We start from the raw sequence: 26,497 nt of genomic DNA on the forward strand, positions 1-26,497 counted from the left end.
AGTTTGAGAGAGATTTTATGAGCAGTCGTATTCAACAGGGAAGCTTGAACATTGATAGCACCCTCTACCAATTAATTAATGAGCAGGTGATTCCTGGAACAGGCATTATCGCTGAAGACTTTTGGCAATCATTTGCAACCATCCTTGAAGATTTGGCTCCAAAGAACCGCGCATTGCTTATTAAGCGCGACGATCTTCAACATCAAATTGATGTTTGGCATCAAGAGCGTGCCGGACAAGCGCTAGATCCTGTGGAGTACAAAGAGTTCTTACAGCAGATTGGCTACTTAGTCCCTGAGGGCGAAGACTTTCAAGTAACGACTGCAAGCGTAGAGCCTGAAATTGCAACACAAGCGGGCCCGCAGCTTGTTGTACCTATTATGAATGCACGTTTTGCACTTAACGCGGCTAATGCGCGTTGGGGCAGTTTATACGATGCGCTCTACGGAACCGATGTCATCAGTGAAAGTGACGGCGCGGAAAAGGGAGGAAGCTTTAACCCGGTACGCGGTGCTAAAGTGGTGAGCTACGCTCGAGGTTTCCTTGATGATGCTGCACCTCTCAACGGTGTCTCTCATAAAGACGTCACCAAATACAGCATCAGCAACGTCAGCATTGGCAATACACTGACAGCGACCTTAGATAACGGCGAAGAAGTCACTCTGATTGATCGCAACCAGTTCATTGGTTATCAAGGTGATGCGAGTGCCCCTTCAAGTATTCTGCTGAAACACAATAATTTACATATCGAAATTCAAATTGACCCAAGCGCACCGATTGGTAGCGTCGATGTAGCTGGCATTAAAGATGTGTTGGTAGAATCGGCTCTCACCACCATTATGGATTGTGAAGATTCGGTAGCAGCGGTTGATGGTGAAGACAAAGCATTGGCTTACCGTAACTGGTTAGGCTTGATGAAAGGTGACTTACAAGAGTCGCTAGAGAAAAACGGCAAAACCATCGTTCGTAACCTAAATCCCGATCGTCAATACACCAGTGTGACGGGAGGCGAGATCTCGCTGAAAGGTCGCAGCATGTTGTTCATCCGCAACGTGGGCCATCTGATGACCAACCCTGCCATTATTGATGCTGACGGTAACGAAGTCCCTGAAGGCATTATGGATGGCATGATCACTTCGCTAATCGCGATGCATGATTTAAAAGGCAACAGCGCGTACCAAAACTCGACCGCGAACAGCATCAATATAGTTAAACCTAAGATGCATGGTCCTGAAGAAGTCGCCTTCACCAATGAACTGTTTGGCCGTATTGAAGATGCATTAGGGCTAGATCGATTCACGATCAAAGTCGGCATCATGGACGAAGAGCGTCGTACTTCAGTCAATCTTAAAGAGTGTATTCGAGCGGCTAAAGATCGTGTTGTGTTCATCAACACAGGGTTCTTAGACCGAACGGGTGATGAGATTCACACCAGTATGGAAGCAGGACCATTCGCTCCTAAAACACAGCTGAAAACCATGACTTGGATTGGCGCATACGAAGATCAAAACGTTGATCTTGGCTTAGCTTGTGGCCTGCAAGGTAAGGCCCAAATCGGTAAAGGTATGTGGCCAGAGCCGGACAACATGGCGAAGATGATGGATGCGAAAATCGGACACCCACAAGCGGGTGCAAATACCGCTTGGGTTCCTTCTCCAACTGCCGCGACTTTGCATGCTTTGCACTATCACAAGGTGAGTGTTCCTAGCCGTCAGAAAGAGCTTCGTGAACGTGTGAGAGCGAACGTCGACGATATCCTGACTATCCCGCTACTAGGTAATCAAAAGCTGACTGCTAAAGATATCCAAAATGAATTGGACAACAATACTCAAGGTATTCTTGGCTACGTAGTTCGTTGGATTGACCAAGGAGTCGGTTGTTCGAAAGTGCCAGATATTAACGATGTAGGGCTAATGGAAGACCGAGCGACATTGCGTATTTCAAGCCAACACATCGCTAACTGGTTACGTCACGGTATTTGCGAGGAAGCCCAAGTATTGAAAACCATGAAGCGTATGGCAGCAGTGGTTGATGGGCAGAATGCAGGTGATTCTAGCTACCGCTATATGGCGCCAGATTTTGAAAATAGCATTGCTTTCTCAGCGGCTTGTCAGCTGGTATTCGAAGGCTGCGCTCAACCTAGTGGTTATACCGAGCCAGTGTTGCATGCGATGCGACTGAAGCTGAAAGGAACCTCACAATAAATAATAAAAAAAGTAGTACCCCTATTTGAACCGAGCCCAAGGTGCCGCGCTAATTTAGCGCGGCTTTTTTTGGTTTTTTTTGTGTGTGGGAAGGGGAGAGAATGGGGCAGGTTAGTGCTCACTAAGACTTAGTTACTACCAAAGCAAAGATACTTGATATCCATGTATTCATCGATGCCTTCTTTTGCGCCTTCACGACCAATACCTGACTGCTTAACACCGCCGAAGGGCGCGACCTCGGTTGAGATGAGGCCATCATTAATACCGACCATACCGTACTCAAGTGCCTCTGCAATGTTCCATACTCGATGAATGTTCTGACTGTAGAAGTACGACGCTAATCCATAAATGGTGTCGTTGGCCATCTCAATAAGCTCTTCGTCTGTCTCGAATTGCATCACAGGAGCGACTGGGCCGAAGATCTCTTGCTGAACAATGTCCATGCTGTGCTTCACATTTTTAAGAATGACAGGCTGAAGGAAAAGCCCATCAAGCTCTTGAGTTGGCGTCACAGGTGTCGCGCCTTGTTCTACCGCTCTCTCTATTAATGCTTGAATGTTGTTCTTCGCATTCTGACTGACAACAGGACCAATGGTGACACCCTCATCTAAACCGTTACCAATCTTAAGCAGCTGAACGGCTTGGTCGAATTTTGCTACAAACTCGTCATGTACCTTGCTATGAACGTAGAAACGGTTCGCACAAACACAGGTTTGGCCTGCATTACGGAATTTTGAAGCCATTGCGCCTTGAACTGCAGCGTCGATATCCGCATCGTCAAACACGATAAACGGTGCATTGCCACCCAGTTCCATTGAGGTACGCTTAATGCCTTTTGCCGCTTGAGCCATCAAGATACTGCCGACTCGAGTCGAACCAGTAAAAGAGATCTTTTTGATCAGTGGGTGTGATGTGAAAAGCTCGCCAATCTGTTCAGGGCTATCGCCAAGTACGACTTGGAGTAGATCTTTAGGAATGCCCGCTTGGTAAGCCAATTCAACCACAGCAAACGCAGAAAGCGGCGTTTCATCTGAGGGCTTCACAATAAAACTACAGCCAGCAGCAAGGGCAGGAGCGGCCTTACGAGTGATCATCGCAATCGGAAAGTTCCATGGCGTAATGGCACATGCGACTCCGATAGGTTGTTTGATGGTTACCAAGCGTTTGCCAGCGACGGTGCTAGGAATAGAATCACCATAGGTGCGCTTGGCTTCTTCGGCAAACCATTCAATAAAGCTCGCGCCATACACCACTTCGCCCGTTGCTTCTGCTAACGGCTTACCTTGTTCAATGGTCATTAGGCGAGCAAGATCTTCTTTGTTTTCAAGGATCAGTTGATGCCAACCACTTAGCAATGCAGCACGGGATTTAGCGGGAGTTTTTGCCCACTCTTTCTGCGCAACATGAGCGCGTTCGATAGCACTCTCTAACTCTGCCTCAGATGAGATTGGTGCGTGGCCAATAAGCTCACCCGTTGCTGGGTTTGTGACTGCAACTGCGTTGTTCGCTTCTGTCACCATAAAAGAGAGTAAGTGCTGGTTCTTAATGTTTAGCATCGTGATTCCTTTGTTGTGATTACTTTAGACGTGTTGCTTATGTGCGGGGTGGCGTGTGTTGAAATGACTTCGACCAACCGTTGATTGGTCGAAGCTTATGGTTACTACTCAATAATACAGTGTTTCTTGTTTGCAAGACGAAAACACCTACCCTTTTTCTTGAAATGATTACCATAGCGCTGCGTGTTGACTGTGATTGAATCGGTTATTACACAAAATCAAACAACACGTAAAAGTGTGTCTAATGAGCTCTCAGCCCAATTAGATAAAGGGCTGGGGGCGGAAATTCCGGTTTGTGTAAAAAATCAATTTAGTAAAATTCACACTGTGAAATTTTTGTTGTGAAATTGTTTAAAAAATACAAGTAGTATGAAATACATGGAAGCCACACAGTAAAGAACACATTTGAAAAGGGTCAATCAGGATTTTTGACCTACATGAAATTCAAAGCCGTAAGAGGGAAAGATTATGAATATGCTGACACTAGACAAAACAGAACTTCACAGAAACCATTCAACATTTATTGCTGAAGCTGTCTTTGCCGTAGAAATGGTGAAAGCAGACAAGCAACTCGAAAAACAAAAAATGGCGAAACAGTTGCTTGATACTCTATTCCCTCTAGAGGCGGGTTCACACGAAGATGCAGTGAGCTACGAGATTGATTATCGACATGTTCAGGTTTACTTCAAAAACGGCGAGCACACTGGCCTGAAAAGAGCGAAGCACTTTGTCGCTTATGCGGGTGATAAATCTAAACCATCATCAATTCTATTTCGAGACGAGAGTGGAACTCATGTTGAAGTGACAATAGGTGCTCGTAAAGGCACTGGTAACTTAGAGTTGGTGAACATCGAAGACATTCAATTAGAGACATGCACCACGTTTGGCCAAACTGAAGCGAACCTCTCTTCTGGTATTCGCCATTGGGTTAGCTTAGTGAAGGGTGATGAAAGCGGCCGACCAAGCGCATCGAGTGAAGATAAAGAGTTCACTGAAAAGAATGGCGAAGACTACAACCTAGGCTTTTGCTTCGCGATTTAATGTACTGCCTTTGAAATGTGAAGTCTCTATGGCAAGAAGCGTAGTAAGACGTAGCACTGACATTTGAATACTGATTTCTCTTTTACCTTTGGTAATTTCCCCGCCCCTATAGCGGGGCTTTTTTATTAGAGCTATAAATAAATCAGGCTGTTGTTAATATTATCTGTAGAAAGTTTGTATGAGATTTTACGGTGCGTCATTTTAATTTAAAGCACTGTATTTTAAGGTTTTTGTGTGTTTATTTTATTCTGTTTTTATTGGGTTAACTATCACTATCAACGGTGGTTTGGGTGACTATTGAGCTAAAACTCAGTCAAAATGCTTCGACCTGTGCTATAATACGCGCCTTGGGATTGAGCCAGTAAGTCCATTTATCACCAACCATTGTGATTTTTATCGCCTTTATTTAGGTGGTGCGGCGAGCCAATCAAGTAGTAATTGGATATGGAGAGCGTCCTTATATTCGTTGATTCGGATATGTGAACATCATAATTTATGAGTTTTAAATCAAAAAAATACAGTATCGATTCTACTGACTATCAAGTTGGTCAAGATAACGTCAGTAAATGGGGCATGGATGTCCACAACACCGTCTTCATAGCCTCAGTAGGCTTATCTCTTCTCTTCATCATCACTCTTCTTGCTCTTCCGCCAGCAGACGCTAAAGCTGCTATTGATTCTATTAAGGGTGCTGTTTTATCAAAGTTTGACTTCCTGTTTATGTGGGGAGCTAACATCATGCTAGCGTTTGCTGTTGTTCTAGCATTTTCACCGTTGGGTAAGATTCGCCTAGGTGGCGAAGACGCGACGGCGGACTATTCGATGTCATCTTGGATTGCGATGTTATTCGCAGCCGGTATGGGTATCGGGCTTATTTTCTGGGGTGTTGCTGAGCCAACCGCGTTCTTCACTAACTGGTTCGGCACACCATTAGATGCGGAACCTTTTACAGAAGCAGGCCGTGAACTAGCACTAGGTGCAACCGTATTCCACTGGGGTTTTCATGCATGGGCTATCTATGGCATGACGGCGCTTTGTCTAGCGTACTTTGTTTACAACAAAGGCTTACCGCTATCAATGCGTTCTGTGTTTTACCCAATACTGGGTGAACGAGTTTGGGGTAAAACAGGTGATGTGATCGACGTACTAACGGTACTGGTTACTCTGTTTGGCCTTGCGACTTCATTAGGCCTAGGTGGTACGCAAGCAGCAAGTGGTATTAGCCACGTGTTTGGCTTGGAAAACAACATCTACCTTCAGCAATCTATTATCGTTTTGATTATGGGCTTGGCGATCATCTCTGTTATGCGTGGCATGGACGGTGGTGTTAAGTTCCTAAGTAACCTGAACATGGTTATTGCGTTCGTATTCCTTGGTCTTATCGCTGTATTGAACTTTACGACAGTGCTTGATTCTGTGGCGACTGCGGCAACGGGCTATGTGAAAAACATCGTAGCTTTGAGCCAAAGTGCGGGTCGTGAAGACACAACATGGCTGCATGGTTGGACTGTGTTCTACTGGGCATGGTGGGTTGCGTATGCACCATTCTTCGGTATGTTCGTAGCGCGCATTTCTAAGGGCCGTACGGTTCGTGAGTTCCTACTTTGCGTACTGATTATCCCAACATTGGTAACGTCGGCTTGGATGTCGATCTTCGGTGGCGTGGCTATCGAGCAAGTAATTAACCATGTGGGACAACTTGGCCTCGACCAAGGCATTACAGACGTATCTCTAAGCTTGTTCTACATGCTAGATGCTTACTCGTTCGGTAGCATTCTGTCAGTTCTCGCAGTCGCACTGATCATTGTGTTCTTCGTTACAACGCTAGACTCAGGCTCTATCGTTATCGATGGCATGACAGCGGGTGGTAAGCTTGAAGTTCCTGTTAAACAGAAAGTGGTTTGGGCGGTTATCTCAGGTGCTATCGCAATGGTAATGCTGTGGATTGGTGGTACTCAATCTATCCAAGCTCTGCAATCGATCACGATCATTGCTGCACTGCCGTTTACGATCATTCTTCTGATTGGCTGTTTTAGCTTGTTGAAAGGTCTACTGACTGAAGTAGATAAAGGACAAGAAAACGTTAGTGAGACCGCTAAATAAAGTAATCGAGTATGGGGAGTATATAGTTCGCTAATTACTCCTTATTCAGCGTTATTTCAAAGCTCTCTTGTGCTGTGTGCAAGGGAGCTTTTTTATGCCCAAGAAGAAATCAAAGGTAAGAGAAAAGACAAAAAAAGAGCCACAAGCGGATTGTCACTTGTGGCTCTTTTTAGTTTTAGGGAGCAGCTTTAGCTAATAGCTTACGCGTTCAATTCATGTTGAATTACGTAATCCAAAGCACCGACTACAGCAGCAACTTGAGCGTCATTACACTCTTCGTCAGTCACTTTGTCGCTGTCTGGGTAAACCTCTGTGGTTGTTCCGTACTTACAGTCGGTCACGCCGCCACATAGGCCAAGCTTCTTCATTGGGTAGTTGATCACACCGTGTTGAGTGACGTCTGAACCAATGATCTTGCCTTCGTCATCCGCAGGCGCAATGTGCGTTACTTTTTCTACTGAAGCAATTACTGCCGCTTGGAATTCTGGTTGCGGATTTTCTGTATCGCCAACCGTGTAGAAACCATCTGGGATCATACCTTCGATGTACTCAATGCCATCACGAGCAGCAAGTGCTGGGCGGAATTCAGTTTCATCAGAATCTGTCGTCTCATGCAGGTCAACGTGAACCAATACTTCTGGCAAAGAGGCCACTAAAGCACGCAGGTTTGCTGATTCTTCTGCTGGCGTACCGTCATAGAAAGAGCGGTTTGGATCAACAGCATTTGGGTTCCAGCGGTTGATCACTTCGTAACCCCAAGGGCTTACACAAGGTGCTACTACAATGTTGAAGTGCGCTGCGTATTTCTCTGCTTGGGTCGCTGCAAATTTGATAGCGCCATGCACACCACTGGTTTCGTAACCGTGAACGCCACCTGTAACGAGAATGGTCGGTTTTGACTCGTCCCAGTTTTTGCTCTTAATTACAAAAAGTGGGAAGCGAGCTTCGTCGTAGCTCAGCGCACCGTATTGTTCGATGTCAAAACGGTCTGCAAGTGCTTTAATCTTTGGCACAACTTCTTGTTGGTATTCACGCTTAACCGTTCTTTGAGCTAACCATGCTTCACGTTCTGCTTGTTGCCACTTTTGTCCCGGTTTACCGACAGGGTAAGTGTAAGTACTTTCCATTGTTTTTATCTCTGTGGGGTAAGTTGCGATTGAGTGAGAATAATCAGCAGAAGAGTATCGTGCAACTCTTATTGAGTGGACTTATGTTACAAGTGATTCGTATTGTTAATATTGTTTATGGAGAGCCTTGTTTTCTGTGCTGCTTTTTTTGTAATGAGTTTTTCCTTTTTCTAGGTTATATCAAATGCTAACGTCCGATACCGAAATCGGTGCTTTCTATAAAACTAGTGTTGCACTGGTGAAGTAAGGGAAGGTAAGTCCTGCTTTGTCAATTTTCCTTGCTCATCAGTTAAAGCACAGACCGTATTTCGACCATTTTCTTTTGCGTAATATAAGGCTTCATCCGCGCGTTTAATCATACTAGGAACCTTGTCTTCAGCCCAAAGTTCAGACAGCCCAAAACTTGCTGTCAGATTGGCACTTTGCTGTCGCCAAAACTTGGTCTCTTCGATAATTATTCGTAACTTCTCAGCTACCTTACATGCTTCACCGATACGGGTATCAGGCAATACAATCAAGAACTCTTCGCCGCCATAGCGGAACGGTATATCTGCGGCTCTAAGGTTGTGTTGGAGAATGATGCCTATTTTTTTCAATACTTGATCGCCAGTCTGGTGACCATGTTGATCGTTGACCTGTTTAAAGTGGTCGATATCGAGAATGATCACCGATAAGGGGTGATGATGCCTTACGCTGCGCATCCATTCTCGTCTTAACATTTCATTCATAGCGCGGCGATTATACAACTGGGTTAAGCTGTCTTTCATTGATGAGCTATAAAGTGATTGCATCAATCTGGCGTTTAGAAGCCAGTTGTAAGTGAAGCCGATCGTGCTAAGCAAAATAGCAGTCATGATGAACGCAAGTTGATGGATGCTACTTGCTTGTAAAAAGTCGTCAATATTAGGTTCCTTAAGGGTTATCCAGATCCTAACTAGCATGAAAATAGAGTGAGCACTGAATACACTCATCAATAGTACAAGCGCTGCTTTGACATCAGCGACAGTGCCTGTTTTTATGACCAATACACTGGCCACAGTACATAACGTGATATAAAAACTCATCGTTATCACTCTCGCATTGGTTGATGCATCGTAGAGGGTGAAGTAAATCAAGGTAACGATGACGACTGGTAATCCCAAGAAAACGCAAACGCTATAGAGCGAGGGCGATTGTCTTAATTGAGTCAGGCTAAACACCATTGAAGCGAATCCGCCGGCTATTGCCATATTTGATGTTATTTTTGAGAGCCAAGGTGAAATGTGGGAGCCAAAGCTCAGTAATGAAAACCCTACCATTAATAAAAATATGGCACAGAAAAAACTGCGCATTCCTAGAATACGAGCTTGGCTTTGTTGTTTGATTACTAGACCGATACAGTACGTACCAGACAAAAACACCATAATTAAACACAAAGTTCGAATATCTAAGTCTAGAGTCATATTTTACCGCTGATTTTTAACCGTACTTTTTGGGTGGTTATAAGGTAAGGTTAGGCGCTAATTGCCTAGAATCAAGGGTATTAAGAGATAATAAAAAAGCCCTTCACTTATGTGAAGGGCTTAGTGTTTTATAAGTTGTAATGAGCGCTTAAGCTTTACAACATCGGACTACTATTTTACAGCCCAAGCAATCGTTTCACCGCCACGGATTGGCACAACGATGTCTGAACCGAAAGGCATGGTTTCAGCAACATTCCACTCTTCTTTAACGAGCGTGATTGTGTCTGCATTACGTGGCATGCCGTAGAAATCCGGACCATTGTGGCTTGCAAACGCTTCCAAGTTCTCAATCTTGCCTTCTAAATCGAATACTTCAGCGTACAGTTCAACCGCAGCGTGTGCTGTGTAAGAACCTGCACAACCACATGCTGACTCTTTAGCGCCTTTCGCGTGTGGCGCAGAATCGGTACCCAAGAAGAACTTCTTGCTACCGCTTGTTGCCGCTTCGATAAGTGCTAACTGGTGTGTGTTGCGCTTAAGGATAGGTAGGCAGTAGAAATGTGGCTTAATGCCGCCAACCAGCATGTGGTTACGGTTGTAAAGCAAGTGGTGAGCTGTGATGGTTGCCGCTACGTTCTCGTTAGCGTTCTTAACGAAAGTCGCTGCATCTGCAGTCGTGATGTGCTCTAGAACGATCTTCAGGTTAGGGAAGTCGTTAACAATCGGTGCTAGAACCGTGTCTAGGAACTCTTTTTCACGGTCAAAGATATCAACATCGTGAGCCGTTACTTCACCGTGTACCAGCAGCAACATACCCACTTCTTGCATCGCTTCTAGTACGTGGTAGATCTTTTGAGCTGAAGTTACACCTGAATCCGAGTTTGTCGTTGCGCCAGCAGGGTATAGCTTCGCCGCTACAACAGCGCCAGATTCTTTCGCTTTGCGAATTTCATCAGGTGTTGTGTTGTCTGTTAGGTAAAGTGCCATTAGAGGCTGGAACTGTTCACTTGGCTGCTCTGCCATGATGCGTTCACGGTAAGCAAGAGCCATTTCGGTATCGGTTACCGGTGGGATGGTGTTTGGCATGATTAACGCTCGACCATTGTAGCGGCTGATATCGCGGACTGTATCTTTTAATACTTCGCCATCGCGTAGATGAACGTGCCAGTCGTCAGGACGAGTAATCGTAAGTTGTGTCATTGAAGGCTCCCACCATTTGAAGTGTTATGTAGTTGGAGCCTAAACTCAGCGAAATCTGTGAAAGCAATCGCTTACGTTTAGGCGACAGGATGATAGTGGAAAAGCACTTTCATTTCATCCTATTTTTAACTCTTCAGGGTTAGGAGCTTGTTTTTATGGATATTTTATTCGGTATCTATTTGTTAATAAGGGTTAGCGGGTGGCTACCCACAGACCATGGATCATTCCTGGAACCCAGAAGAAGAAGGTCAGGACGATGTTAATCAGTAAATCTTTACCTGCACCGCGAGCGAAGAACACACCAACGGGCGGAAGCAATACACATAAAATGATAATGACGAGTTTGTTCATGATAAATCCTTTTTATTCAATGAAAGTTCAATGCGATAACCGTGTTCATATTATAGAACGTATAGAGAGTGTTAATGCATTGCTGTCTTAATGTATACAAGGCAGTGATTTAAACATCTCAAGATATTAGCTTAGTATCAAGTGTTTAATGCCTGCCAGTTTATCTATTTATAACCATTTGTTAGCATTGGGACAAACAACAAAACATTGGAATCGTTATGTCGCAGTCACCTTTAGATCAAGCTCCCTCTTTATCTCAAATCAATGTGTTTCCGGTTAAATCAGTGGGCGGGATCGCACTCTCTTCTGCTTGGGTCGAAAAACAGGGTCTTACTTTCGACAGACGTTTTATGTTGGCACTGGCTGATGGCTCAATGGTGACAGCGCGTAAGTATCCGAAAATGGTCAAGGTATCTTCAAGCCTGCAACCAGACGGTTTGATCTTTACTTATGAAGGTAAAGAGCCGCTGCGTCTAAAGTATGCAAATTTCAAGATGCAAGAAGCACCAGCAACGGTTTGGAAAGACAATTTTACGGCTTACACCACCAATGATGAAGCCGATGATTGGTTCAGTGATGTGCTCGGAGTTCGTGTTGAGTTGCTGTTTTCTGGTGAGCAATCGAATCGAGTGCGTGAAAAGCTTGGCCATAATGTCAGTTTCGCTGACGGCTATCCAATGTTAGTGATCAGCCAAGCCTCTCTAGATGAGCTTAATCGCCGCAGCCCTGAAGTTCACTCTATGGATCAGTTCCGGACCAACTTTGTTGTTTCGAATACAGAAGCTTTTGCTGAAGATGGTTGGAAGCGTATCCGTATCGGTGAGGTTGAGTTCGAAGCGGTGAAGCCTTGCGAGCGTTGTATCCTAACGACAGTTGATGTTGAGCGTGGCGAATTTAGATCAACAAAAGAGCCTCTTAATACCTTCTCTACATTCAGAGCTAACGAGCGTGGTGGCGTTTTCTTTGGTCAGAATCTTGTGGCTAAAAATGAAGGTTTGGTTAAAGCGGGTGATGTGGTTGAAGTACTCGAAACCAAAGAGAAAGAACACTACGAAGACACTTGGGTTGAGTCGTTACATTTAACGTGTGTTGAGCGTGAAGAGATCGCTCGTGACTTTACGACCTTTTGGTTAGAGCCTGCCAAAGAGAACCATTCATTGCCAAGTTATCAGCCAGGGCAACATCTTCCGATTGAGATGGTGATTGATGGCGAGAAGGTTTCTCGTCGTTACACGTTATCTTCTAGTCCTTCACGAGCGGGTCGTTTAGCGATTTCAGTGAAGCGAGTGGACGATGGTCAAATCTCTAACTGGTTAAATGATCACTTTCAAGTGGGTGATACTTTGGTTGCTCAAAATCCAGATGGTGCGTTCTACTTAGAAGCGAATCCAACTCACCCGTTACTGCTTTTATCTGCTGGCAGCGGCATTACGCCAATGCTGTCGATGCTTCGCTACCTAGCCGACCATGGTCAAATTGATGATGTGGTTTTCTACCATCAATGCAGCAGCGAAGAAGACATTCCTTATCAAGCTGAGATTGATAAGATCGCCAGTGAGCACGCGGGTCTTCGTGTGATTTATTCATTAAGCCAACCAACCAAAGAGTGGGATGGTTTATCTGGGCGTCTAAGCGTGTCGCATGTCGCTAAAATTGAAGATCTACACAAGCGCCAAGCGTTCGTGTGTGGCCCTGACGGCTTTATGGATAATGCAAAGAAATTGCTGATTCAAATGGGGCTCAACCCTCAGCATTACCATCAGGAAGCGTTTGGTGTGGCTCAATCGACCGAGGAAGCTGTGAAGCAACTGCAGTTAAGTGTGAACGGCTACCTGTTCGAAGGTAATAATCAATCAACCTTGCTAGAGCAAGCGGAGTCGGCGGGGGTGTCTATTGCTTCAAGTTGTCGTGCGGGTTTCTGCGGTGCTTGTAAAGTGACGCTTGAGTCCGGACAAGTTCATCAACCGGATGTCCCTGCATTGCAAGATCATGAACGTAATATGGGGCAGATCTTGGCGTGTTGTAGCGTGCCTCAAACCGATATCGAAGTCGTAGATTAACGACTCGTTAGATCATTACGAAAAACGCATTAAAGAACACTAAATAGAAAAGGCCGGAAGTTCGTAAATGAGCTTCCGGCCTTTTTGATTCTGAGCTAATTCAAAGATTAATCGTAGATCGTTGGGATTGGTTGACGCTTGTGCTGTGTTGCTTTGTAGATGCCAACTAAGCGATCGGATACGTCTTGAGGTACTGTTTTACCTTCAAGGAAATCATCGATTTGATCGTAAGAAAGGTTCAATGCTGCTTCATCGGCTTTCTGTGGATCAAGCTCTTCTAGATCAGCAGTGGGTACTTTCTTAACAAGTTGCTCTGGAGCGCCCAACGTTGCTGCAAGCTCACGAACTTGGCGTTTGTTCAAACCAAATAGTGGTGCTAAATCACATGCGCCGTCACCGTGCTTAGTGTAGAAACCAGTGATGTTTTCCGCTGAGTGGTCAGTACCAATCACCAGACCGCCAACGTAACCAGCAATTTCGTATTGTGCGATCATGCGAGCACGAGCTTTCACGTTGCCTTTCACAAAGTCGATTTTTGCTGAATCTGTTGGTAGTAGACCTGTGCCTTCAAGAGCAACGTGAGATGCAGCGTGAAGCCCATCAACACCCGCTTTAATGTTGACAGAAACAGATTGAGAAGGCTGAATGAAAGAGAGAGCAAGCTGTGCTTCGTCTTCATCTTTTTGTTCACCGTAAGGTAGACGAACCGCGATGAATTGGTACTCGTCGCTACCAGCGCTTTCATTTAGGCTATCAACGGCCACCTGTGCCAAGCGGCCACAGGTTGTTGAGTCGACACCACCACTGATACCAAGGATCAGTGATTTGCATCCTGACTGTTGAAGTTTCGTTTTGATAAACTCCACACGACGAGTCACTTCGAAGTGAGGGTCAATTGAAGCTAGTACGCGCATTTCGTCACGAATTAACTGTTCCATTCGTATTCCTTTCCTGCAAGCAAATTAAAAATCTAGTGTTATCATACCTAAATCATCCGATTTAAAAACCTCTTTGCACAAGCTTAGAAAGAGAAGGCAGTAATAAGTAATGGAAAAAATAGCCATTTTCGGTAGTGCGTTTAATCCACCGAGTTTAGGGCATAAAAGTGTGATTGATTCATTGGCTCACTTTGACAAAATCCTGCTCGTTCCAAGTATTGCCCATGCTTGGGGAAAAGAGATGCTAGACTTTGATACGAGATGTCAGTTAGTTAACGCATTTATTAGCGATCTTTCATTGGAGCAAGTGGAGCTTTCTTTGGTCGAAAAGAGCCTATTTACTCCAGGTGAAAGCGTAACGACTTATGCGGTGCTTAGCGCACTTCAGAAGTTACATCGTGATGCGGAACTCACGTTCGTTATAGGTCCTGACAACTTCTTTAAGTTCTCATCTTTTTATAAATCAGATGAGATTACTGAGCAGTGGTCTGTAATGGCTTGCCCTGAAAAGGTGAAAATTCGTAGTACTGATATCCGCAATGCGCTGATAAGTGGAAGCGATGTTGCAAAACTGAGTACAAAGTCAGTTACAAAGATATTGCAAGATAATGGACTGTATACAATAATGTAGATTCACTCACTCAAGAGGTCTGATGACTATGCTAAAGCGCGCGATACCAGCGACGATGATCATTGCAGCATGCAGTTTACCTGCATATGCTGAGTGTGATTTTTTTAGCCTAGATTCGGTAATGCTGACTTCTGATGACGAAAATAGCTGCTTGGATTTCTCTACTAGCCTTGAATCTTTCGGTCAACGTATGATTGAGCTCAGTGGGTTAAGTGAACCTGAATCTGAGTCAAAGCCAGACTATTGGTCTGATTGGGTTATTCAAAGCAAAGATGCGCCTTTGTTAACTCAGAGCCTTGAGTCTAACTATGTTGGTCTCGGTATGTGGTTTCCAGAAGAGCTGGAAGATGAACAGTATAATATGTCGACAGAAGAGTGGTTGATGAACCATGGTCTTCAACTGAGCATAGGTTTTGGTGATAAAGTTGAAGGGCAGCCGCGTATGCGTTTTGATTACCGTTGGCATGACTCTAGTGATGCAGACTTAATGATGCAGGTTGAGCTGCCATTCTAGACAGGTAGTTCATTCTTTTCTGTCTAAGTGCTAAGAATTAAAAAAGCCGCAAAAACTCAGTTTTTGCGGCTTTTTAGTATCTAGTCTGTTGCTTTCAATATCAGCTATCGCCAGGTTATAAATCTTCACCAAACACGAGCATGCACAGTTGCTCGAACTCTTCTTCTTTGCCTGAGAACAGATCATCAATCACAAGAGTACGTTTCTGACCTGATTGCATACGTTTCTTCGCCTCGCGCATTACCATCACCAATGTGTGCTCTTGCGGTAAGTTCGAGTCATCAATATTCCATTGATTGAATCGCTGAGACAGAGCACTTTCACAAAGCAGTGGTTTAAACGACAACACTTCTTGCTTCAATACAGAAAGCATATCTTTAAACGCTTGCTCAGTATTATTCGTTTTTACACTACGAGACTTAGTAAGTTCTAGCTTTTCTAGTAACGCAGAAGAGAGGTTCGTTTGCGTGACGTATCCCGCTTGTCTTGGGAATGAATCCGTCAAGCGCACAGAAAAGTCGACACGATTAATCTGTGTGTTTGGAAAGTAGGTCAGTGATGTTAGGCAGTCATATGGAACCCAGACGCTCTGACCTGGCTCGACGGCATACTCTTGTTTGCCCAGCTTAATCAAAACCAAACCACTTTGAACCGATACAAGGCTATGCTTAAGTACTTTTTTGCGTGGTGTAATCACCAGGTGTGAAAAGTAAGCCGATGTATATTCAATAGCGAAGTTCATAGATAGTACCTTAGTCTTGGGGCGTCAAGATTACCGTTAATCTTAAAGAATGCCAATAATAACAGGGCATTTTCGATGTTTCTGGTCTGACCTTGTCAAAAGTATGGGCTCTGTAGCTGCGATAAGTCAAAACAACGCGTAGAATGAGCCAGCTTTTTATTATATGAATGAAAAAATGACCTCTCCAACCGATCCATATGTTGATATTCGTCCTTACGGCGATGATGAAATTCCTGCGGCACTAAACCGTCTTATTAATGATGAAGAATTTATCAGTGCAATCTTGCACTACCGTTTTTCAAACCATGCGTCTTGGTTCAAAGCATTAATGAGCCCGATTTTGCGTGTGTACTTAAAAATGAAATGGAGCAAGCTGACTAGCGTTGAATCCATTCAGATTGAAGTGAAAAAGTATTTACGCGATACGCTCGCTAAAACCACTAAAGGGGTGACATACACGGGTTTAGAGTCACTGGATGCGAACCAAGCGTACCTGTTTGTATCAAACCATCGTGACATTGCTATGGATCCAGCGTTAGTTAATTACGCTTTGCATCTGAAAAATCATCAAACTTGCCGTATTGCCATTGGTGATAACCTACTAAAGAAGCCATGTGCGACTGAATTGATGCGTCTGAACAAAAGCTTCATCGTAAAGCGTTCTCTAAAAGGGCCACGTGAAATGATGAAAGCGCTAGGGCAGTTGTCTTCGTACATTAAGCACTCTCTAGAAACAGGTAACTCTATTTGGATCGCTCAGAAAGAAGGTCGTGCAAAAGACGGCAATGACTTCACAGAGCCAGCAATTCTGAAGATGTTCCATGTTGAAGGGCGTAAGCAAAAAATCGTATTTCCTGAGTACGTTAAATCATTGAAGATCGTTCCTGTGGCTATTTCATACGAAAACGATCCATGTGACACAGCGAAAGCAATAGAGCTTTTTGAAAAAGACGTAAACGGCAGTTACGAAAAGGGTGAGTTTGAAGATATCGAAAGTATCATTCAAGGCATCATCGGTAATAAAGGGCGTGTTCATGTTGGTTTTGGTCAGGTTATTGACCAAGATTTCGATACGCCTGAAGCACTTGCTCAAGAGATTGACCGCCAGATTCATGATAACTACAAACTATTTCCTGTGAACTTACTGGCTGCAGAAAAAGAAGACGAGTCGATTACAGCTGCGGTGAAGCAAGAGTTTGAAGATAAACTATCGAGTTTGCCACAAGGTGCTCGTCAGTACTTGATCGATAGCTATGCGAATCCAGTGAAGAATATTGGTTAACGAGCGTTAGCAAACAAGTTCGTTGATTGAATTGAAAAAGGAGCCTAAGGCTCCTTTTTTTATAGCGATATAGGTGTCTTTTTCTAAGTACTGCTATTACCGTCAATCAATCAATCGAACAGCAGGTTAGCGAGCAACAGCACCACCAAGATCTAGTTGGGTCGGCCACGTGGTAATCGTGTTACCACCTAGGTAGATATTGCCTTTGACCGTCATGGTATCGGGAAATTCTGTAATTGCAGATCCGCCAATATATAAATCGCCATCAACCACTATCCCGTTTGGCAGCTCGGTTAAAGGAGTTCGGATCACGCTTAGGTCTCCTTTCACTCTAAAGCCGTTGGGAAGCCGTATTAGGGGGGTATCTGTGAGGTTGATGAATCCACCCACTCTCACACCTCTTGGCCAACGGGTAATCTTACTTCCTATCAAGTCGGCGTAGCCTTTTATTTTTACGCCCGATGGAACTCGGGCTAGTAGGCTGTTACCGCCTTTAAGGCTTCCGTTAACTTCCAACCCTTTGGGAAGGCGAGTGATTGCGGTTTTTTCTATATTTAAATTGCCATCGACGACCAATCCTGTCGGTAGCGATGTATAGGGCTTATTTCGTAAATATAAGTTTCCGTAATTATCCAGATGGTTCAATATTTGATACTGATCGAGTGGTTCTGCAGTCACATTTGTTATGGTTAAAGAACCAATAATAAGTACAATTATTCGGAGCATAACAAGCTTCTTATTACGATAGACGTTAACACTATAATGAAAAAATTGTTCTCGCATAGTGTTTTACTCATTTGTTGGTCGGTAAAAAAGAATAGAACACAATGAAAGGCGAATCTGTGATTGAAATAAAGCGTCAAATTCTAAAAGGCTTTGTGATTGTAACTTCTGTATTTTGTTCAGTATCAGCGAATGCTAATAAAATAATACCAACGCCCGCTAAGGCTGCAGTCGTCGTCACTCAGAGTAGTTCACAGCAACGAGTTTGTTATTATGATGATAAGGCCTTTAGCCTAGGTGCGGTCGTTGAGGTTTCTGGGGTGTTGATTCGATGTGCTGCCGAAAACGATTTTGAGACCAATGGTGCTCTAGGTTGGATTGAGATTATAAAAAAAGACGAGAAATAAACTCGTCTTTCATTGGTATGAGTGTTGGTGCTTATATTAACGTGCTAGAGAGCGAGTCTTAAGTTCGAAAATAATCTTCTCAGCACTGACTTCAAACTTAAAGCGAGCATTTAATTCTGTGCTTTCTTCTGTCAGTTCTGATGCTTCAAACTCAACGTTGCTAGACACTTGTTTAGCAAGCTCAACGTACTTAGCAAACTCAGTTTCAATGAGTGCTTTAGAGTTACCGTAAACCGTTACTTCGGCAACATCGTCGCCTTCTTTAATGATAAACCCGATTTCACCTGCGCAGCCGCAAGCCTCACATACATCATTGTTACCAATATCTTGGCTCATAAATAATCCTCTTACAAAGTCTGCGGTTATTCTAGCGAGCAATTTGAACTGTATCTACAAAAATCAAAATCTTTGAACTAAATTTTACTAGTATGCTATGCTGTTTGATAGGATATTTAATGAATATGTATATTCGCGACGATAAATATGTATGTGATTAATATCACGTTTTCCTGAAGAGGTACGTTATTTATTTGTCAGAATATCATTCACTTAGTTGCGCCAGGAATGATTTTATAAGAGTATCTATCGCTTGACAGTTATTTATACAATGAATTTTTCGTTGGGTATTTCATATTCTAAGTAGTTATTTAAACTTATCGACTTAGGATTGTAAGGTGATTTTCGAAGAATAATTAGACAAAGTGCCCAAAGAGGCAACACTGTAAAATTGTTCGTACAAAGTATTTGTGGGTATTTAATGGAAATACTTGCGAAAAAATACCTTGCTCACATAATGCTGATAACGATTTTCATTCTGACTTCATTCGGTTGAGTTAGATGGATTTACAAAGAGAAGAACCTGAATATGCCAAAGCGTAGTAAAGAAGATACAGAAATCACGATCCAGAAGATCATGGATGCCGTTGTAGACCAGTTATTGAGATTGGGTTACGACAAAATGTCATACACGACGTTGAGTCAACAAACAGGCGTTTCTCGTACAGGTATAAGTCATCACTTTCCAAAGAAAACGGATTTTACTGCTGCCCTAGACGGTCGTATTTTCAAGATGTTTATGGAACACATTGACTTTGAAAATGGCCTTGATGCATTTTCGGCTAGCTGGGTTGCAGCACTTGAAGATGCTGAGTTCCTAGCGATCTTACGTTTACTTTTCCATCATATCGTTACAGCTGAGAATGCACATGAGTTCGCGGCAAACGGTATCGACCGCTTGTACAAGCTAACTGAAACTCAGTTTGGTGATGCTAGTGGTAAAGAATTAGAGTGGTTGATTGGTAAATCATTGATTCATATGAGCCAATAATCAACACGCAATGAAAGAAGCTCCTGAGGGGGCTTTTTTTGTACCTGTAGTTTCACTTTTCTTTCTTTTTTCTCTAGCTCTCACGCCGTTGTCGTTATCTTGTCTTTGTGCTGAGTAAGGTTATTTCTTTTCTTTTTAGATGATTAGGGTTTCGCCTGCATTTTACTGAGTAACTAAAAGCTTACTAACATTAACTGATGGTGTTTATTTCTAGAGCCTCAAACGTTCAAGGTGAGCCGTTTTAAGGGGTATTGCCATGGTAACTAACAAAATTGATTTTAAGGCGAGAGAGGGACTGTGAGACAATAAAAAGCCTCGAAGAAATCGAGGCGTTGAATGGTGTGGTTGTTAGAGAAAGCGAATACTCAAAACAAACCTGTTCTTAATCGGACTTATTGTGCGGGGTGAACCTGAGGGAAGCTCATGGTTGGGTGTTTTTCTACGATACTTTTGTAACCATACACATCTTCTATCATCGAAGGTTTCAGCGCATCCCAAGGCTTGCCATCACACACCAAATTGCCATCTTTCAATACCACCAATCGATCGGAATACTGCGCGGCTAAGTTGAGATCATGCAAAACTACGATAACCGCGGCATTGTGGTTGTCGGCTAGCTCTCTCGCGATCTTTAATGTGTTGTGCTGATGGGCAAGATCCAGTGCTGATGTGGGTTCATCAAGCATCAAGATACATTGGTCGCCAGAATAGTGAAGTTGGGTTAGCACTCGAGCCAAGTGAACACGCTGTTTTTCACCGCCAGATAGAGAAGGGTAGAGTCTTTTACTTAGGTGAGACACATCGGCAATATCCATTTTCTGGCTAGCTATGCTAGTGAGCTTCTTGTTGGACTCTTGCAACGGGATACCACCAAGCTCGACAACTTCGTGTGCCAGAAAAGGGAAGGTCAACGTACTATGTTGCGGCAACATCGCCAAGTGCCTAGCCAACTTTTGAGAAGACCACTTGTCTTTGGTGTGTCCAAAATACTGAATATCACCAGTGCTCGATATCTCCTGACATAAAGCTTTCAGCAGCGTACTTTTTCCTGCGCCGTTTGGTCCAAGTAGTGTGGTTACCTTTCCTGCTTCAATCTCAATAGAAACGCCATCTAAAATCACTTTGCTGCCGAACTTCACTTCGATGTCGGTTGCTTTTAACGCTGCAGGAAACATTAAAGGATTCTCCCTTTCTGTTGAAATAGTAGATACAAGAAAAATGGAGCGCCGATGATCGCAGTGACAATGCCTACTGGTAGCTCTGCTGGTGCAAGTACCACGCGCGAGGCCATGTCTGCAGCTGTTAGTAGTAACGCGCCTAGTACCGCTGAGAGGGGCAACAGAATTCGGTGATCTGGGCCTGCTAACATGCGACCTAAATGAGGAATAACCAGTCCGATGAAGCCAATCATGCCGGACAAGCTAACCGTGATACCAACGCCTGCCGCAGTAAGTAGAATGAGCTTTCGCTTGAGTTTCTGTACTGGGATGCCAAGGTGTTGTGCTTCTGATTCGCCCAGTAATAGAGCATTCAATGACATCGCTTGGCGGTAGAAAACAACAAACAATCCAACGAGTGTGACAGCAGCAAGTAAAATACCGGACCACTTAGCGCCAGCCAATGAACCCATCGACCACAACGAAAGATCACGCAGCATTTGATCATCAGCAATGAAGTTTAAGAAGCCAATACCTGCGCCTGATAGTGCGCTAATTGCCACCCCCGCTAATAACATGATGGTCACCGAGGTACCGAATTTTCCCGTACCTAGCTTATAAACCAACAGGGTAGTTAAAGCGCCACCTAAAAAGGCAAATACTGGAACGGCGGCAAAGTTCATGAAAGCAGGGTATTGCAGTGAAAGTTCAGAGAAAAGAACAATAGCCAACGCCGCGCCTAACGCAGCTCCGGCAGAGACGCCGATGATCCCAGGCTCCGCAAGCGGGTTTCTAAACAGCCCCTGCATGACCGCACCACATAACGCGAGAATCGCGCCGATTAGCATACATAAGATGGTTCTCGGTAAACGGATCTCTTGAATCACTAAATTGATGTGGGGAGCTAAGTCATTGCTGGGTTGGAATAGGCTGGCTGCGCTGTCAGCTAAGCTTATGTCCATAGGTCCAACGGTGACCGAGTACAGCGCGGTTAAGACTAGGATAGCGCCAAAGCCTAACATCGATGTTTTTAGTGGGACGGATCGTAACAACATAAAGAGCCTCAATGTCTATCACTAGCTTCAATCCTCGTAACCGACTTTGCGAAAGCGACGCAGTAATGAGGATTGAGCAAGTAACAGTAAAAATAGGGTAGTGAGTTATAGCGGGTAGATAAGTTATAGCGGATAGATAAGTGCGTTTATTCGCTTCGCTTCAGAAAGGCTTTCAAGACCAAGCCCTCCAACTAGAGCGCTGCCCTTTACGGTAATGATTTGCTTGTTCATGCCTGCTGGCGTTGCCGCTAGCATAGGTAACGATTTAAGAATGGCATCAGCGCCGCCCATTTTCTGGTAGCTACGGCCACTGACTAAAATCACATCTGGTTGCATTTCAACGAGTGATTCCATCGACAGTGGTTTGTAAGAGGTCAGGCTTTGAGCCGCAGGGTTAACACCGCCTGCCAGTTCAATGATCGCGTTGGGTGATGTTTCACCGCCAGCAACATTTGCAGGACGACCTTCATGCAGCAATAGGAACAAAACTTTCTTTGCTTTGTTGCTTGGTACTTGATTCGCTTTCAGTGCTGCGATTTTTTGATTCACTTCGGCTTTCACTTGCTGCGAGTGAGCTTCGGTATGCGTTATCTTAGCTATTTGGTCGATTCGCTTTAGTAGCCCTTCAACGTTTGCTTCGGTGTTGACGATTTCGACATCGACACCCACAGATTTTAATTGAGAAATGGCATTGTCTGGCCCCATCTCATCTGAGCCAATCAGTGTGGTTGGCGATAAGGCAATCAACCCTTCTGCAGAAAGGTTTCTGTGATAACCAATCTTTGGCAGCTTTTTTGATTGAGGTAAGTGACTGGTCACATCAATTGCAATCAACTGCTCTTCAGCACCCAGAGCAAGAACTAATTCGGTAACGGCGCTGCCAGCACTGATGATTCTAAGTTGTTTTACGTCGTCAGCATTGGCGATAGGTGCTGCAAGTACCAACCCCATAGCGGCGATTGCGAGTAAATGTTTGTTGTTCTTTAATTTATTGAGCACTTTTAAGTCTTTCATAATAATGTATTTGTACTTTCTTTTGATGGAGAGTAATCGCGAAGATGGCTTGTGATCAGCCTGTCCGCATGTTGAGTTTGAATCGATAGAGAGCTGGCTTTGGTTATTTGGTCTTATCAATAAAGAGTCCAATCTCATAAAAGGTGCTAGGTCTCATGAAAATTTAAGAGTCGTTCTAGCCTTCCTCCGTGAGTAATTGGGTTGCTGGAATACCGTTTTCTTGTAAGAACGACAACAACTTCACTAAGTTCTCAACGTTAGCTGCTTTATCGGCGCCAATGATGATCGGTTTCTTATCCGATGTGCCTGTTTCTTCTAACAGTGCGATCTTGAAGTTTTCCCAGTCGATGTACTCTTGGCCGTTGATCGCCCAGTAAGGTTCGTGATCTAAGATATTGACGCTAATCGAATCTTTATGAACTTCAGAAACGTTTTTAATATCAGAACTCGGAAGCTCCACTTCTAATGACTCCAACTTCACTGATGCTGTCAGTAGAAGGAAAACCATCACGATAAATATAATGTCCAGTAAGGGTGTTAAATCCGGAACTAAGCTCTGTGTTTGAGATGAGTGGGGCGTTTTAATCATGCTTGGCTCACATCACCGATAGAGGCTTTGCTGACGGGAGTACCTTGAGTGTCGCCAGACTGACTGGTTTGAATTGACATGCCTTCTAGCCAAACATTCACATAATTCAGAGTGTGTTCTAACTGAGCTAGCACTCGATCGGCCCATAACCCGAGTAGTTGAGCTCCTGAAATAGCAGGAAGCGCAATCATCAAACCCGCAGCAGTGGTTCTCATTGCTAATCCAAGACCGTCTGCCAAATCATTAGGCGTGATGCTGCCTGTTGTAGCTGCAACGCCTTTAAACATCTCAATAAGCCCAAGTACTGTGCCAAGCAGGCCAATTAGCGGGCTGATGACGCCGATCAAGCCAAGCAGTCTTAAACCTGCGTGAAGCTGGTGGCGTTTCTCTTGTAGCCAAATCCCTGCTGCATCTTCACGTAAACCTTTTGAGAAAGAGTGGTGAGCAAGCAGCATCGACACGCCCTTGTACAGCAGAGGTCGTTTACCAGAAATAGATTGTGCTAATGCTTCGATTTCTTTGCTATTGGTTGGTGAAATCTGATTGAGCTCACGACGAATAGCGCGTTTGCCAACCCCAATGCTTAGCATTACTTGGAAGATACGCTCTGCGATGATCATTGCTGTTAATGCTGAACAGATTAGAAGAGGCCATGTCATTAGGCCAAGTTGATCTTGTAAGTAACTGATTTGTTGCATGGTTAATCCAACTTAAAACGAACAGGTATTTGCACACGGTGAGCAATTGCTCGACCATTTACAGTATGAGGTGAGAACTTCCATTTCTTAATGGCTTTCAAGGCAGCGTTGTCGAGCATTAGTGCGCCTGATGAGTTGACTAATGCCTGTTTAATTTGTTTTCCTTCAGCATCTAACCAGATCTCATAAGTTGCGACACCTTCAACGCCTCGGCGCCTTGCTTGGCGTGGGTAGCTTGGTGGTGTTGGACGAGCTGAAAAAGAGGGCCTAGTGATTAACACCGGCTCTTGGTTAGATACGCCTTGATTAACTTGTCGAGGTTGGTTGGCGGACTCGTCCATATTTTTATCGACTTTTTTGTCGGCCAGCTTTTCTGGTTGAGTCACCGGTTTTTTTTGAATCGGCTTTTTCTCGGCTGTCTTCTCCACAACCTTTTTCTCTACTTTCTTGGGCTGAGGTTTATTGGTGATCGCTTTTTTCTTTGGTGCAGGTTTAGCTTGCTTTGGCTCTACTGCTTTCGGTTCGACAGGTTTAGGTTCTGGGTGTGAGACCGTTTCCTTGACTGGCTCAGGCTCAACTGGCTCTGTAACGGTTTTTTTCTGATCTTGTGAGGGAGCGCTCTTTGGAGTGAAGTTGATCGATACCGTGTTCGATTGGCTACCTGCAGGCATTGCAAAGACTTTGGATTCTTGAGCGACAAATAACATCGCCGCATGAATCACTAACGATGCACCGCCTGCAATAACATATCTAGGTACGTTCACATTCAATCCTTCACCAAATCTAAAATATGTATCGGATTATTGCTTAGAATCTAAATAAGATCAATTATCAATTGCATTATCATTTGCGTCTATTTATGATTCTCTCAGTTTTAGCAAACAGTCTTCCAGGCTTTGCTATATAAGTGTTTAGAGAGATTATATGAGCGTTGATATATATAAGTTTGACGAATCAATTCTGGGCGTTTCTAGCCCAGACCCACTTCGTTTTGCATTTGCCAAAAAGCAATCTGCACATGCTGGGGGAAGCTCAATCCCGGTCGACCCGAGCAAGAAATTGGAAATCTTTGATGAATTGATGCTGAGTGAAGGAAAGAAACAGGATAAACGTTGTTTGTATATCCATATTCCTTTTTGTCGCGTGCGTTGTACGTTCTGCAATTTCTTCCAAAATGCCGCAAGCCGTAAATTAGTGGATGAGTATTTTGATGCACTGATGGTTGAGCTAAAGCAAAAAGCTAAAACCTCTTGGGCTCAGTCTGGACTATTTCACGCCGTCTATATTGGTGGTGGAACACCCACCGATTTATCTCCTCTACAAGTTGAGCTGTTAGGTAAGGCTATTCGTCGATACTTCCCATTAGCGAACGATGTGGAAATGACCTTAGAAGGGCGTATTAATCGATTTGGCGACGAGATGTTTGATCGTTCGCTGGAAGGTGGCTTCAATCGTTTCTCATTCGGTATTCAAAGTTTCAATACTCAAGTTCGACGTAGTGCTAAGCGCTTGGATGACCGAGAAGTTGTGTTGGAACGTATCAGTTCACTGAGTCGCACTGAACAAGCGCCTATCGTTCTTGATTTGCTATACGGGTTGCCACACCAGTCTATGGAAGTATTTCAACAAGATTTAGAAGACTACATGTCGACTGGCGCACACGGTATCGACCTCTACCAACTGATTGTTTCGGGCAACGCGCCTATGCTTAATCTTGTTGAGAAAGGAAAAATCCCACCACCGGCTAATACGCCAGATAAGGCGAGTATGTACTTGGCGGGCGTTGAGTTCATGGCAAAGCACAAGGTTAAGCAACTGAGCGTGAATCACTGGACTCGTGATAACCGAGAACGCAGCATTTACAACAGCTTAGCAAAAACTTATGCCGAAGTTCTACCCATTGGTTGTGGCGCTGGTGGCAACATCGGTGGTCATGGTGTGATGCAACATCGAACTTTAGACAGCTACATGGAGTCTATAAAGCAAGGTCAATTGCCAATAGCCATGATGACCAAGCAAAGCTCACTAGAGCCAACCTTCTCTTCATTGAAAGCCGGTTTTGATTCTGGTGTTGTAAGAAGAAGTAAGTTGCCGAGTTTTATGGGGCAAGACACGTTTGACTACCTGAAGCCTCTGTTTTCACATTGGGAAAAAAATGGCCTAGTTGATCTTTCGGAAGATTACCTGAGCCTGACTATAGCTGGCAGTTTCTGGGCGGTAAGTCTTGCACAGACTGTGATTCAAGTGCTTAACACGGAATATCAGACCTTGCACCCAGCACCAACTGCCTCTGGCTTGGGTGCTCACCCGCATGCAAGTTTGAAGCACGCTTAATC

General features: G+C 44.2%; 25 protein-coding genes. 10 read left to right on the top strand and 15 right to left on the bottom strand.

Features of this window, described 5'->3' with window-relative positions; all coding sequences use genetic code 11:
• Window positions 1–17 precede the first annotated feature (17 nt).
• The gene (locus tag ACED25_RS02925) at window positions 18–2,204 is read left to right on the top strand and encodes a malate synthase G (protein ID WP_371694589.1); all 2,187 of its coding nucleotides are present in this window, start codon (window positions 18–20) and stop codon (window positions 2,202–2,204) included.
• A 128-nt stretch (window positions 2,205–2,332) separates the two neighbouring features.
• Here the strand turns inward: ACED25_RS02925 and ACED25_RS02930 are convergent, their stop codons facing one another.
• A complete protein-coding gene (locus ACED25_RS02930; RefSeq protein ID WP_371694590.1) occupies window positions 2,333–3,760 on the bottom strand; it encodes an NAD-dependent succinate-semialdehyde dehydrogenase in 1,428 nt (475 codons plus the stop codon).
• 468 nt (window positions 3,761–4,228) lie between these two features.
• Between ACED25_RS02930 and ACED25_RS02935 the strand changes: the two genes are divergently transcribed.
• Both ACED25_RS02935 and ACED25_RS02940 read left to right on the top strand, forming a co-directional pair.
• Window positions 4,229–4,801: a malate synthase gene (locus ACED25_RS02935; RefSeq protein ID WP_009845766.1), complete on the top strand. Its 573-nt coding sequence runs from the start codon at window positions 4,229–4,231 to the stop codon at window positions 4,799–4,801.
• A gap of 495 nt (window positions 4,802–5,296) precedes the next feature.
• A complete protein-coding gene (locus ACED25_RS02940) occupies window positions 5,297–6,904 on the top strand; it encodes a BCCT family transporter (protein WP_009845765.1) in 1,608 nt (535 codons plus the stop codon).
• A 200-nt stretch (window positions 6,905–7,104) separates the two neighbouring features.
• On the opposite strand, the gene ACED25_RS02945 is transcribed toward ACED25_RS02940, so the two are convergent.
• The 4 genes from ACED25_RS02945 to ACED25_RS02960 all read right to left on the bottom strand — a co-directional run bounded on the left by ACED25_RS02945 (window position 7,105) and on the right by ACED25_RS02960 (window position 11,024).
• Window positions 7,105–8,031: a M14 family metallocarboxypeptidase gene (locus ACED25_RS02945; protein WP_371694591.1), complete on the bottom strand. Its 927-nt coding sequence runs from the start codon at window positions 8,029–8,031 to the stop codon at window positions 7,105–7,107.
• Between the two features lie 224 nt (window positions 8,032–8,255).
• Entirely contained in the window at window positions 8,256–9,473 is a 1,218-nt protein-coding gene (locus ACED25_RS02950) for a GGDEF domain-containing protein (protein WP_029222878.1), read from the bottom strand.
• Between the two features lie 171 nt (window positions 9,474–9,644).
• A complete protein-coding gene (pyrC, locus tag ACED25_RS02955) occupies window positions 9,645–10,673 on the bottom strand; it encodes a dihydroorotase (protein WP_012600249.1) in 1,029 nt (342 codons plus the stop codon).
• Window positions 10,674–10,865: 192 nt separating this feature from the next.
• On the bottom strand, window positions 10,866–11,024 hold the full coding sequence (locus ACED25_RS02960; protein ID WP_008215717.1) for a YqaE/Pmp3 family membrane protein: 159 nt from the start codon (window positions 11,022–11,024) through the stop codon (window positions 10,866–10,868).
• Window positions 11,025–11,242: 218 nt separating this feature from the next.
• Here ACED25_RS02960 and ACED25_RS02965 point away from each other — a divergent pair, with 218 nt between their 5' ends.
• Window positions 11,243–13,084 (top strand): hybrid-cluster NAD(P)-dependent oxidoreductase, encoded by a 1,842-nt coding sequence (locus ACED25_RS02965; protein ID WP_017102749.1) that lies wholly within the window; start codon window positions 11,243–11,245, stop codon window positions 13,082–13,084.
• A 107-nt stretch (window positions 13,085–13,191) separates the two neighbouring features.
• Here the strand turns inward: ACED25_RS02965 and nadE are convergent, their stop codons facing one another.
• Window positions 13,192–14,022 carry an ammonia-dependent NAD(+) synthetase gene (nadE, locus tag ACED25_RS02970; RefSeq protein WP_017102750.1) on the bottom strand — a complete coding sequence of 277 codons (831 nt, stop codon included), beginning with the start codon at window positions 14,020–14,022 and terminating at the stop codon, window positions 13,192–13,194.
• Window positions 14,023–14,131: 109 nt separating this feature from the next.
• On the opposite strand from nadE, the gene ACED25_RS02975 reads away from it, so the two are divergent.
• Both ACED25_RS02975 and ACED25_RS02980 read left to right on the top strand, forming a co-directional pair.
• Entirely contained in the window at window positions 14,132–14,653 is a 522-nt protein-coding gene (locus tag ACED25_RS02975) for a nicotinate-nicotinamide nucleotide adenylyltransferase (protein WP_017102751.1), read from the top strand.
• A gap of 22 nt (window positions 14,654–14,675) precedes the next feature.
• Window positions 14,676–15,167 (top strand): hypothetical protein, encoded by a 492-nt coding sequence (locus ACED25_RS02980; RefSeq protein ID WP_017102752.1) that lies wholly within the window; start codon window positions 14,676–14,678, stop codon window positions 15,165–15,167.
• A gap of 115 nt (window positions 15,168–15,282) precedes the next feature.
• Here ACED25_RS02980 and ACED25_RS02985 read toward each other — a convergent pair whose 3' ends face one another.
• Window positions 15,283–15,909, bottom strand: coding sequence for an AraC family transcriptional regulator (locus ACED25_RS02985; protein ID WP_371694592.1), 627 nt, complete (start codon window positions 15,907–15,909; stop codon window positions 15,283–15,285).
• 175 nt (window positions 15,910–16,084) lie between these two features.
• On the opposite strand from ACED25_RS02985, the gene ACED25_RS02990 reads away from it, so the two are divergent.
• On the top strand, window positions 16,085–17,191 hold the full coding sequence (locus ACED25_RS02990) for a 1-acyl-sn-glycerol-3-phosphate acyltransferase (protein ID WP_029223825.1): 1,107 nt from the start codon (window positions 16,085–16,087) through the stop codon (window positions 17,189–17,191).
• Window positions 17,192–17,317: 126 nt separating this feature from the next.
• On the opposite strand, the gene ACED25_RS02995 is transcribed toward ACED25_RS02990, so the two are convergent.
• Window positions 17,318–17,917 carry a hypothetical protein gene (locus ACED25_RS02995; protein WP_371694593.1) on the bottom strand — a complete coding sequence of 200 codons (600 nt, stop codon included), beginning with the start codon at window positions 17,915–17,917 and terminating at the stop codon, window positions 17,318–17,320.
• A gap of 101 nt (window positions 17,918–18,018) precedes the next feature.
• Between ACED25_RS02995 and ACED25_RS03000 the strand changes: the two genes are divergently transcribed.
• Window positions 18,019–18,321 (top strand): YnjH family protein, encoded by a 303-nt coding sequence (locus ACED25_RS03000; RefSeq protein WP_371694594.1) that lies wholly within the window; start codon window positions 18,019–18,021, stop codon window positions 18,319–18,321.
• A gap of 36 nt (window positions 18,322–18,357) precedes the next feature.
• Here ACED25_RS03000 and ACED25_RS03005 read toward each other — a convergent pair whose 3' ends face one another.
• A complete protein-coding gene (locus ACED25_RS03005) occupies window positions 18,358–18,657 on the bottom strand; it encodes a YfcZ/YiiS family protein (protein ID WP_009845739.1) in 300 nt (99 codons plus the stop codon).
• Window positions 18,658–19,186: 529 nt separating this feature from the next.
• On the opposite strand from ACED25_RS03005, the gene ACED25_RS03010 reads away from it, so the two are divergent.
• Complete coding sequence (locus tag ACED25_RS03010; protein ID WP_009845738.1) at window positions 19,187–19,648, top strand: TetR/AcrR family transcriptional regulator; 462 nt, start codon at window positions 19,187–19,189, stop codon at window positions 19,646–19,648.
• 392 nt (window positions 19,649–20,040) lie between these two features.
• On the opposite strand, the gene ACED25_RS03015 is transcribed toward ACED25_RS03010, so the two are convergent.
• From ACED25_RS03015 to ACED25_RS03040, 6 genes are all read right to left on the bottom strand, one after another.
• Window positions 20,041–20,823 (bottom strand): heme ABC transporter ATP-binding protein, encoded by a 783-nt coding sequence (locus ACED25_RS03015; protein ID WP_371694595.1) that lies wholly within the window; start codon window positions 20,821–20,823, stop codon window positions 20,041–20,043.
• Window positions 20,823–21,860, bottom strand: coding sequence for a FecCD family ABC transporter permease (locus ACED25_RS03020; RefSeq protein ID WP_371694596.1), 1,038 nt, complete (start codon window positions 21,858–21,860; stop codon window positions 20,823–20,825). The genes ACED25_RS03015 and ACED25_RS03020 overlap by 1 nt, the downstream gene beginning before the upstream one ends.
• A 123-nt stretch (window positions 21,861–21,983) precedes the next feature.
• On the bottom strand, window positions 21,984–22,874 hold the full coding sequence (locus tag ACED25_RS03025; protein WP_371694597.1) for a hemin ABC transporter substrate-binding protein: 891 nt from the start codon (window positions 22,872–22,874) through the stop codon (window positions 21,984–21,986).
• A gap of 175 nt (window positions 22,875–23,049) precedes the next feature.
• Window positions 23,050–23,463 carry a biopolymer transporter ExbD gene (locus ACED25_RS03030; protein WP_009845734.1) on the bottom strand — a complete coding sequence of 138 codons (414 nt, stop codon included), beginning with the start codon at window positions 23,461–23,463 and terminating at the stop codon, window positions 23,050–23,052.
• Window positions 23,460–24,161 (bottom strand): MotA/TolQ/ExbB proton channel family protein, encoded by a 702-nt coding sequence (locus ACED25_RS03035; RefSeq protein ID WP_371694598.1) that lies wholly within the window; start codon window positions 24,159–24,161, stop codon window positions 23,460–23,462. The genes ACED25_RS03030 and ACED25_RS03035 overlap by 4 nt, the downstream gene beginning before the upstream one ends.
• Window positions 24,162–24,163: 2 nt before the next feature.
• Complete coding sequence (locus ACED25_RS03040; protein ID WP_371694599.1) at window positions 24,164–24,925, bottom strand: TonB family protein; 762 nt, start codon at window positions 24,923–24,925, stop codon at window positions 24,164–24,166.
• Between the two features lie 160 nt (window positions 24,926–25,085).
• Here ACED25_RS03040 and hutW point away from each other — a divergent pair, with 160 nt between their 5' ends.
• A complete protein-coding gene (gene hutW, locus ACED25_RS03045; protein ID WP_371694600.1) occupies window positions 25,086–26,495 on the top strand; it encodes a heme anaerobic degradation radical SAM methyltransferase ChuW/HutW in 1,410 nt (469 codons plus the stop codon).
• The last annotated feature ends 2 nt before the right edge of the window (window positions 26,496–26,497 follow it).

The organism is Vibrio sp. 1F263, from assembly GCF_041439035.1.
GTDB classification, from domain to species: Bacteria; Pseudomonadota; Gammaproteobacteria; order Enterobacterales; family Vibrionaceae; genus Vibrio; species Vibrio tasmaniensis_A.

Coding starts and splice junctions, on each gene's coding strand:
- pyrC (WP_012600249.1), bottom strand. CDS start 10,673: ATGACACAACTTACGATTACTCGTCCTGACGACTGGCACGTTCATCTA.
- ACED25_RS03010 (WP_009845738.1), top strand. CDS start 19,187: ATGCCAAAGCGTAGTAAAGAAGATACAGAAATCACGATCCAGAAGATC.
- ACED25_RS02935 (WP_009845766.1), top strand. CDS start 4,229: ATGAATATGCTGACACTAGACAAAACAGAACTTCACAGAAACCATTCA.
- ACED25_RS02950 (WP_029222878.1), bottom strand. CDS start 9,473: ATGACTCTAGACTTAGATATTCGAACTTTGTGTTTAATTATGGTGTTT.
- ACED25_RS02960 (WP_008215717.1), bottom strand. CDS start 11,024: ATGAACAAACTCGTCATTATCATTTTATGTGTATTGCTTCCGCCCGTT.
- nadE (WP_017102750.1), bottom strand. CDS start 14,022: ATGGAACAGTTAATTCGTGACGAAATGCGCGTACTAGCTTCAATTGAC.
- ACED25_RS02980 (WP_017102752.1), top strand. CDS start 14,676: ATGACTATGCTAAAGCGCGCGATACCAGCGACGATGATCATTGCAGCA.
- ACED25_RS03025 (WP_371694597.1), bottom strand. CDS start 22,874: ATGAAAGACTTAAAAGTGCTCAATAAATTAAAGAACAACAAACATTTA.
- ACED25_RS02930 (WP_371694590.1), bottom strand. CDS start 3,760: ATGCTAAACATTAAGAACCAGCACTTACTCTCTTTTATGGTGACAGAA.
- ACED25_RS03015 (WP_371694595.1), bottom strand. CDS start 20,823: ATGTTTCCTGCAGCGTTAAAAGCAACCGACATCGAAGTGAAGTTCGGC.
- ACED25_RS02975 (WP_017102751.1), top strand. CDS start 14,132: ATGGAAAAAATAGCCATTTTCGGTAGTGCGTTTAATCCACCGAGTTTA.
- ACED25_RS03005 (WP_009845739.1), bottom strand. CDS start 18,657: ATGAGCCAAGATATTGGTAACAATGATGTATGTGAGGCTTGCGGCTGC.
- ACED25_RS02940 (WP_009845765.1), top strand. CDS start 5,297: ATGAGTTTTAAATCAAAAAAATACAGTATCGATTCTACTGACTATCAA.
- ACED25_RS02925 (WP_371694589.1), top strand. CDS start 18: ATGAGCAGTCGTATTCAACAGGGAAGCTTGAACATTGATAGCACCCTC.
- ACED25_RS02945 (WP_371694591.1), bottom strand. CDS start 8,031: ATGGAAAGTACTTACACTTACCCTGTCGGTAAACCGGGACAAAAGTGG.
- ACED25_RS02995 (WP_371694593.1), bottom strand. CDS start 17,917: ATGCTCCGAATAATTGTACTTATTATTGGTTCTTTAACCATAACAAAT.
- ACED25_RS03035 (WP_371694598.1), bottom strand. CDS start 24,161: ATGCAACAAATCAGTTACTTACAAGATCAACTTGGCCTAATGACATGG.
- ACED25_RS03020 (WP_371694596.1), bottom strand. CDS start 21,860: ATGTTGTTACGATCCGTCCCACTAAAAACATCGATGTTAGGCTTTGGC.
- ACED25_RS03030 (WP_009845734.1), bottom strand. CDS start 23,463: ATGATTAAAACGCCCCACTCATCTCAAACACAGAGCTTAGTTCCGGAT.
- hutW (WP_371694600.1), top strand. CDS start 25,086: ATGAGCGTTGATATATATAAGTTTGACGAATCAATTCTGGGCGTTTCT.
- ACED25_RS02965 (WP_017102749.1), top strand. CDS start 11,243: ATGTCGCAGTCACCTTTAGATCAAGCTCCCTCTTTATCTCAAATCAAT.
- ACED25_RS02990 (WP_029223825.1), top strand. CDS start 16,085: ATGACCTCTCCAACCGATCCATATGTTGATATTCGTCCTTACGGCGAT.
- ACED25_RS02985 (WP_371694592.1), bottom strand. CDS start 15,909: ATGAACTTCGCTATTGAATATACATCGGCTTACTTTTCACACCTGGTG.
- ACED25_RS03000 (WP_371694594.1), top strand. CDS start 18,019: ATGAAAGGCGAATCTGTGATTGAAATAAAGCGTCAAATTCTAAAAGGC.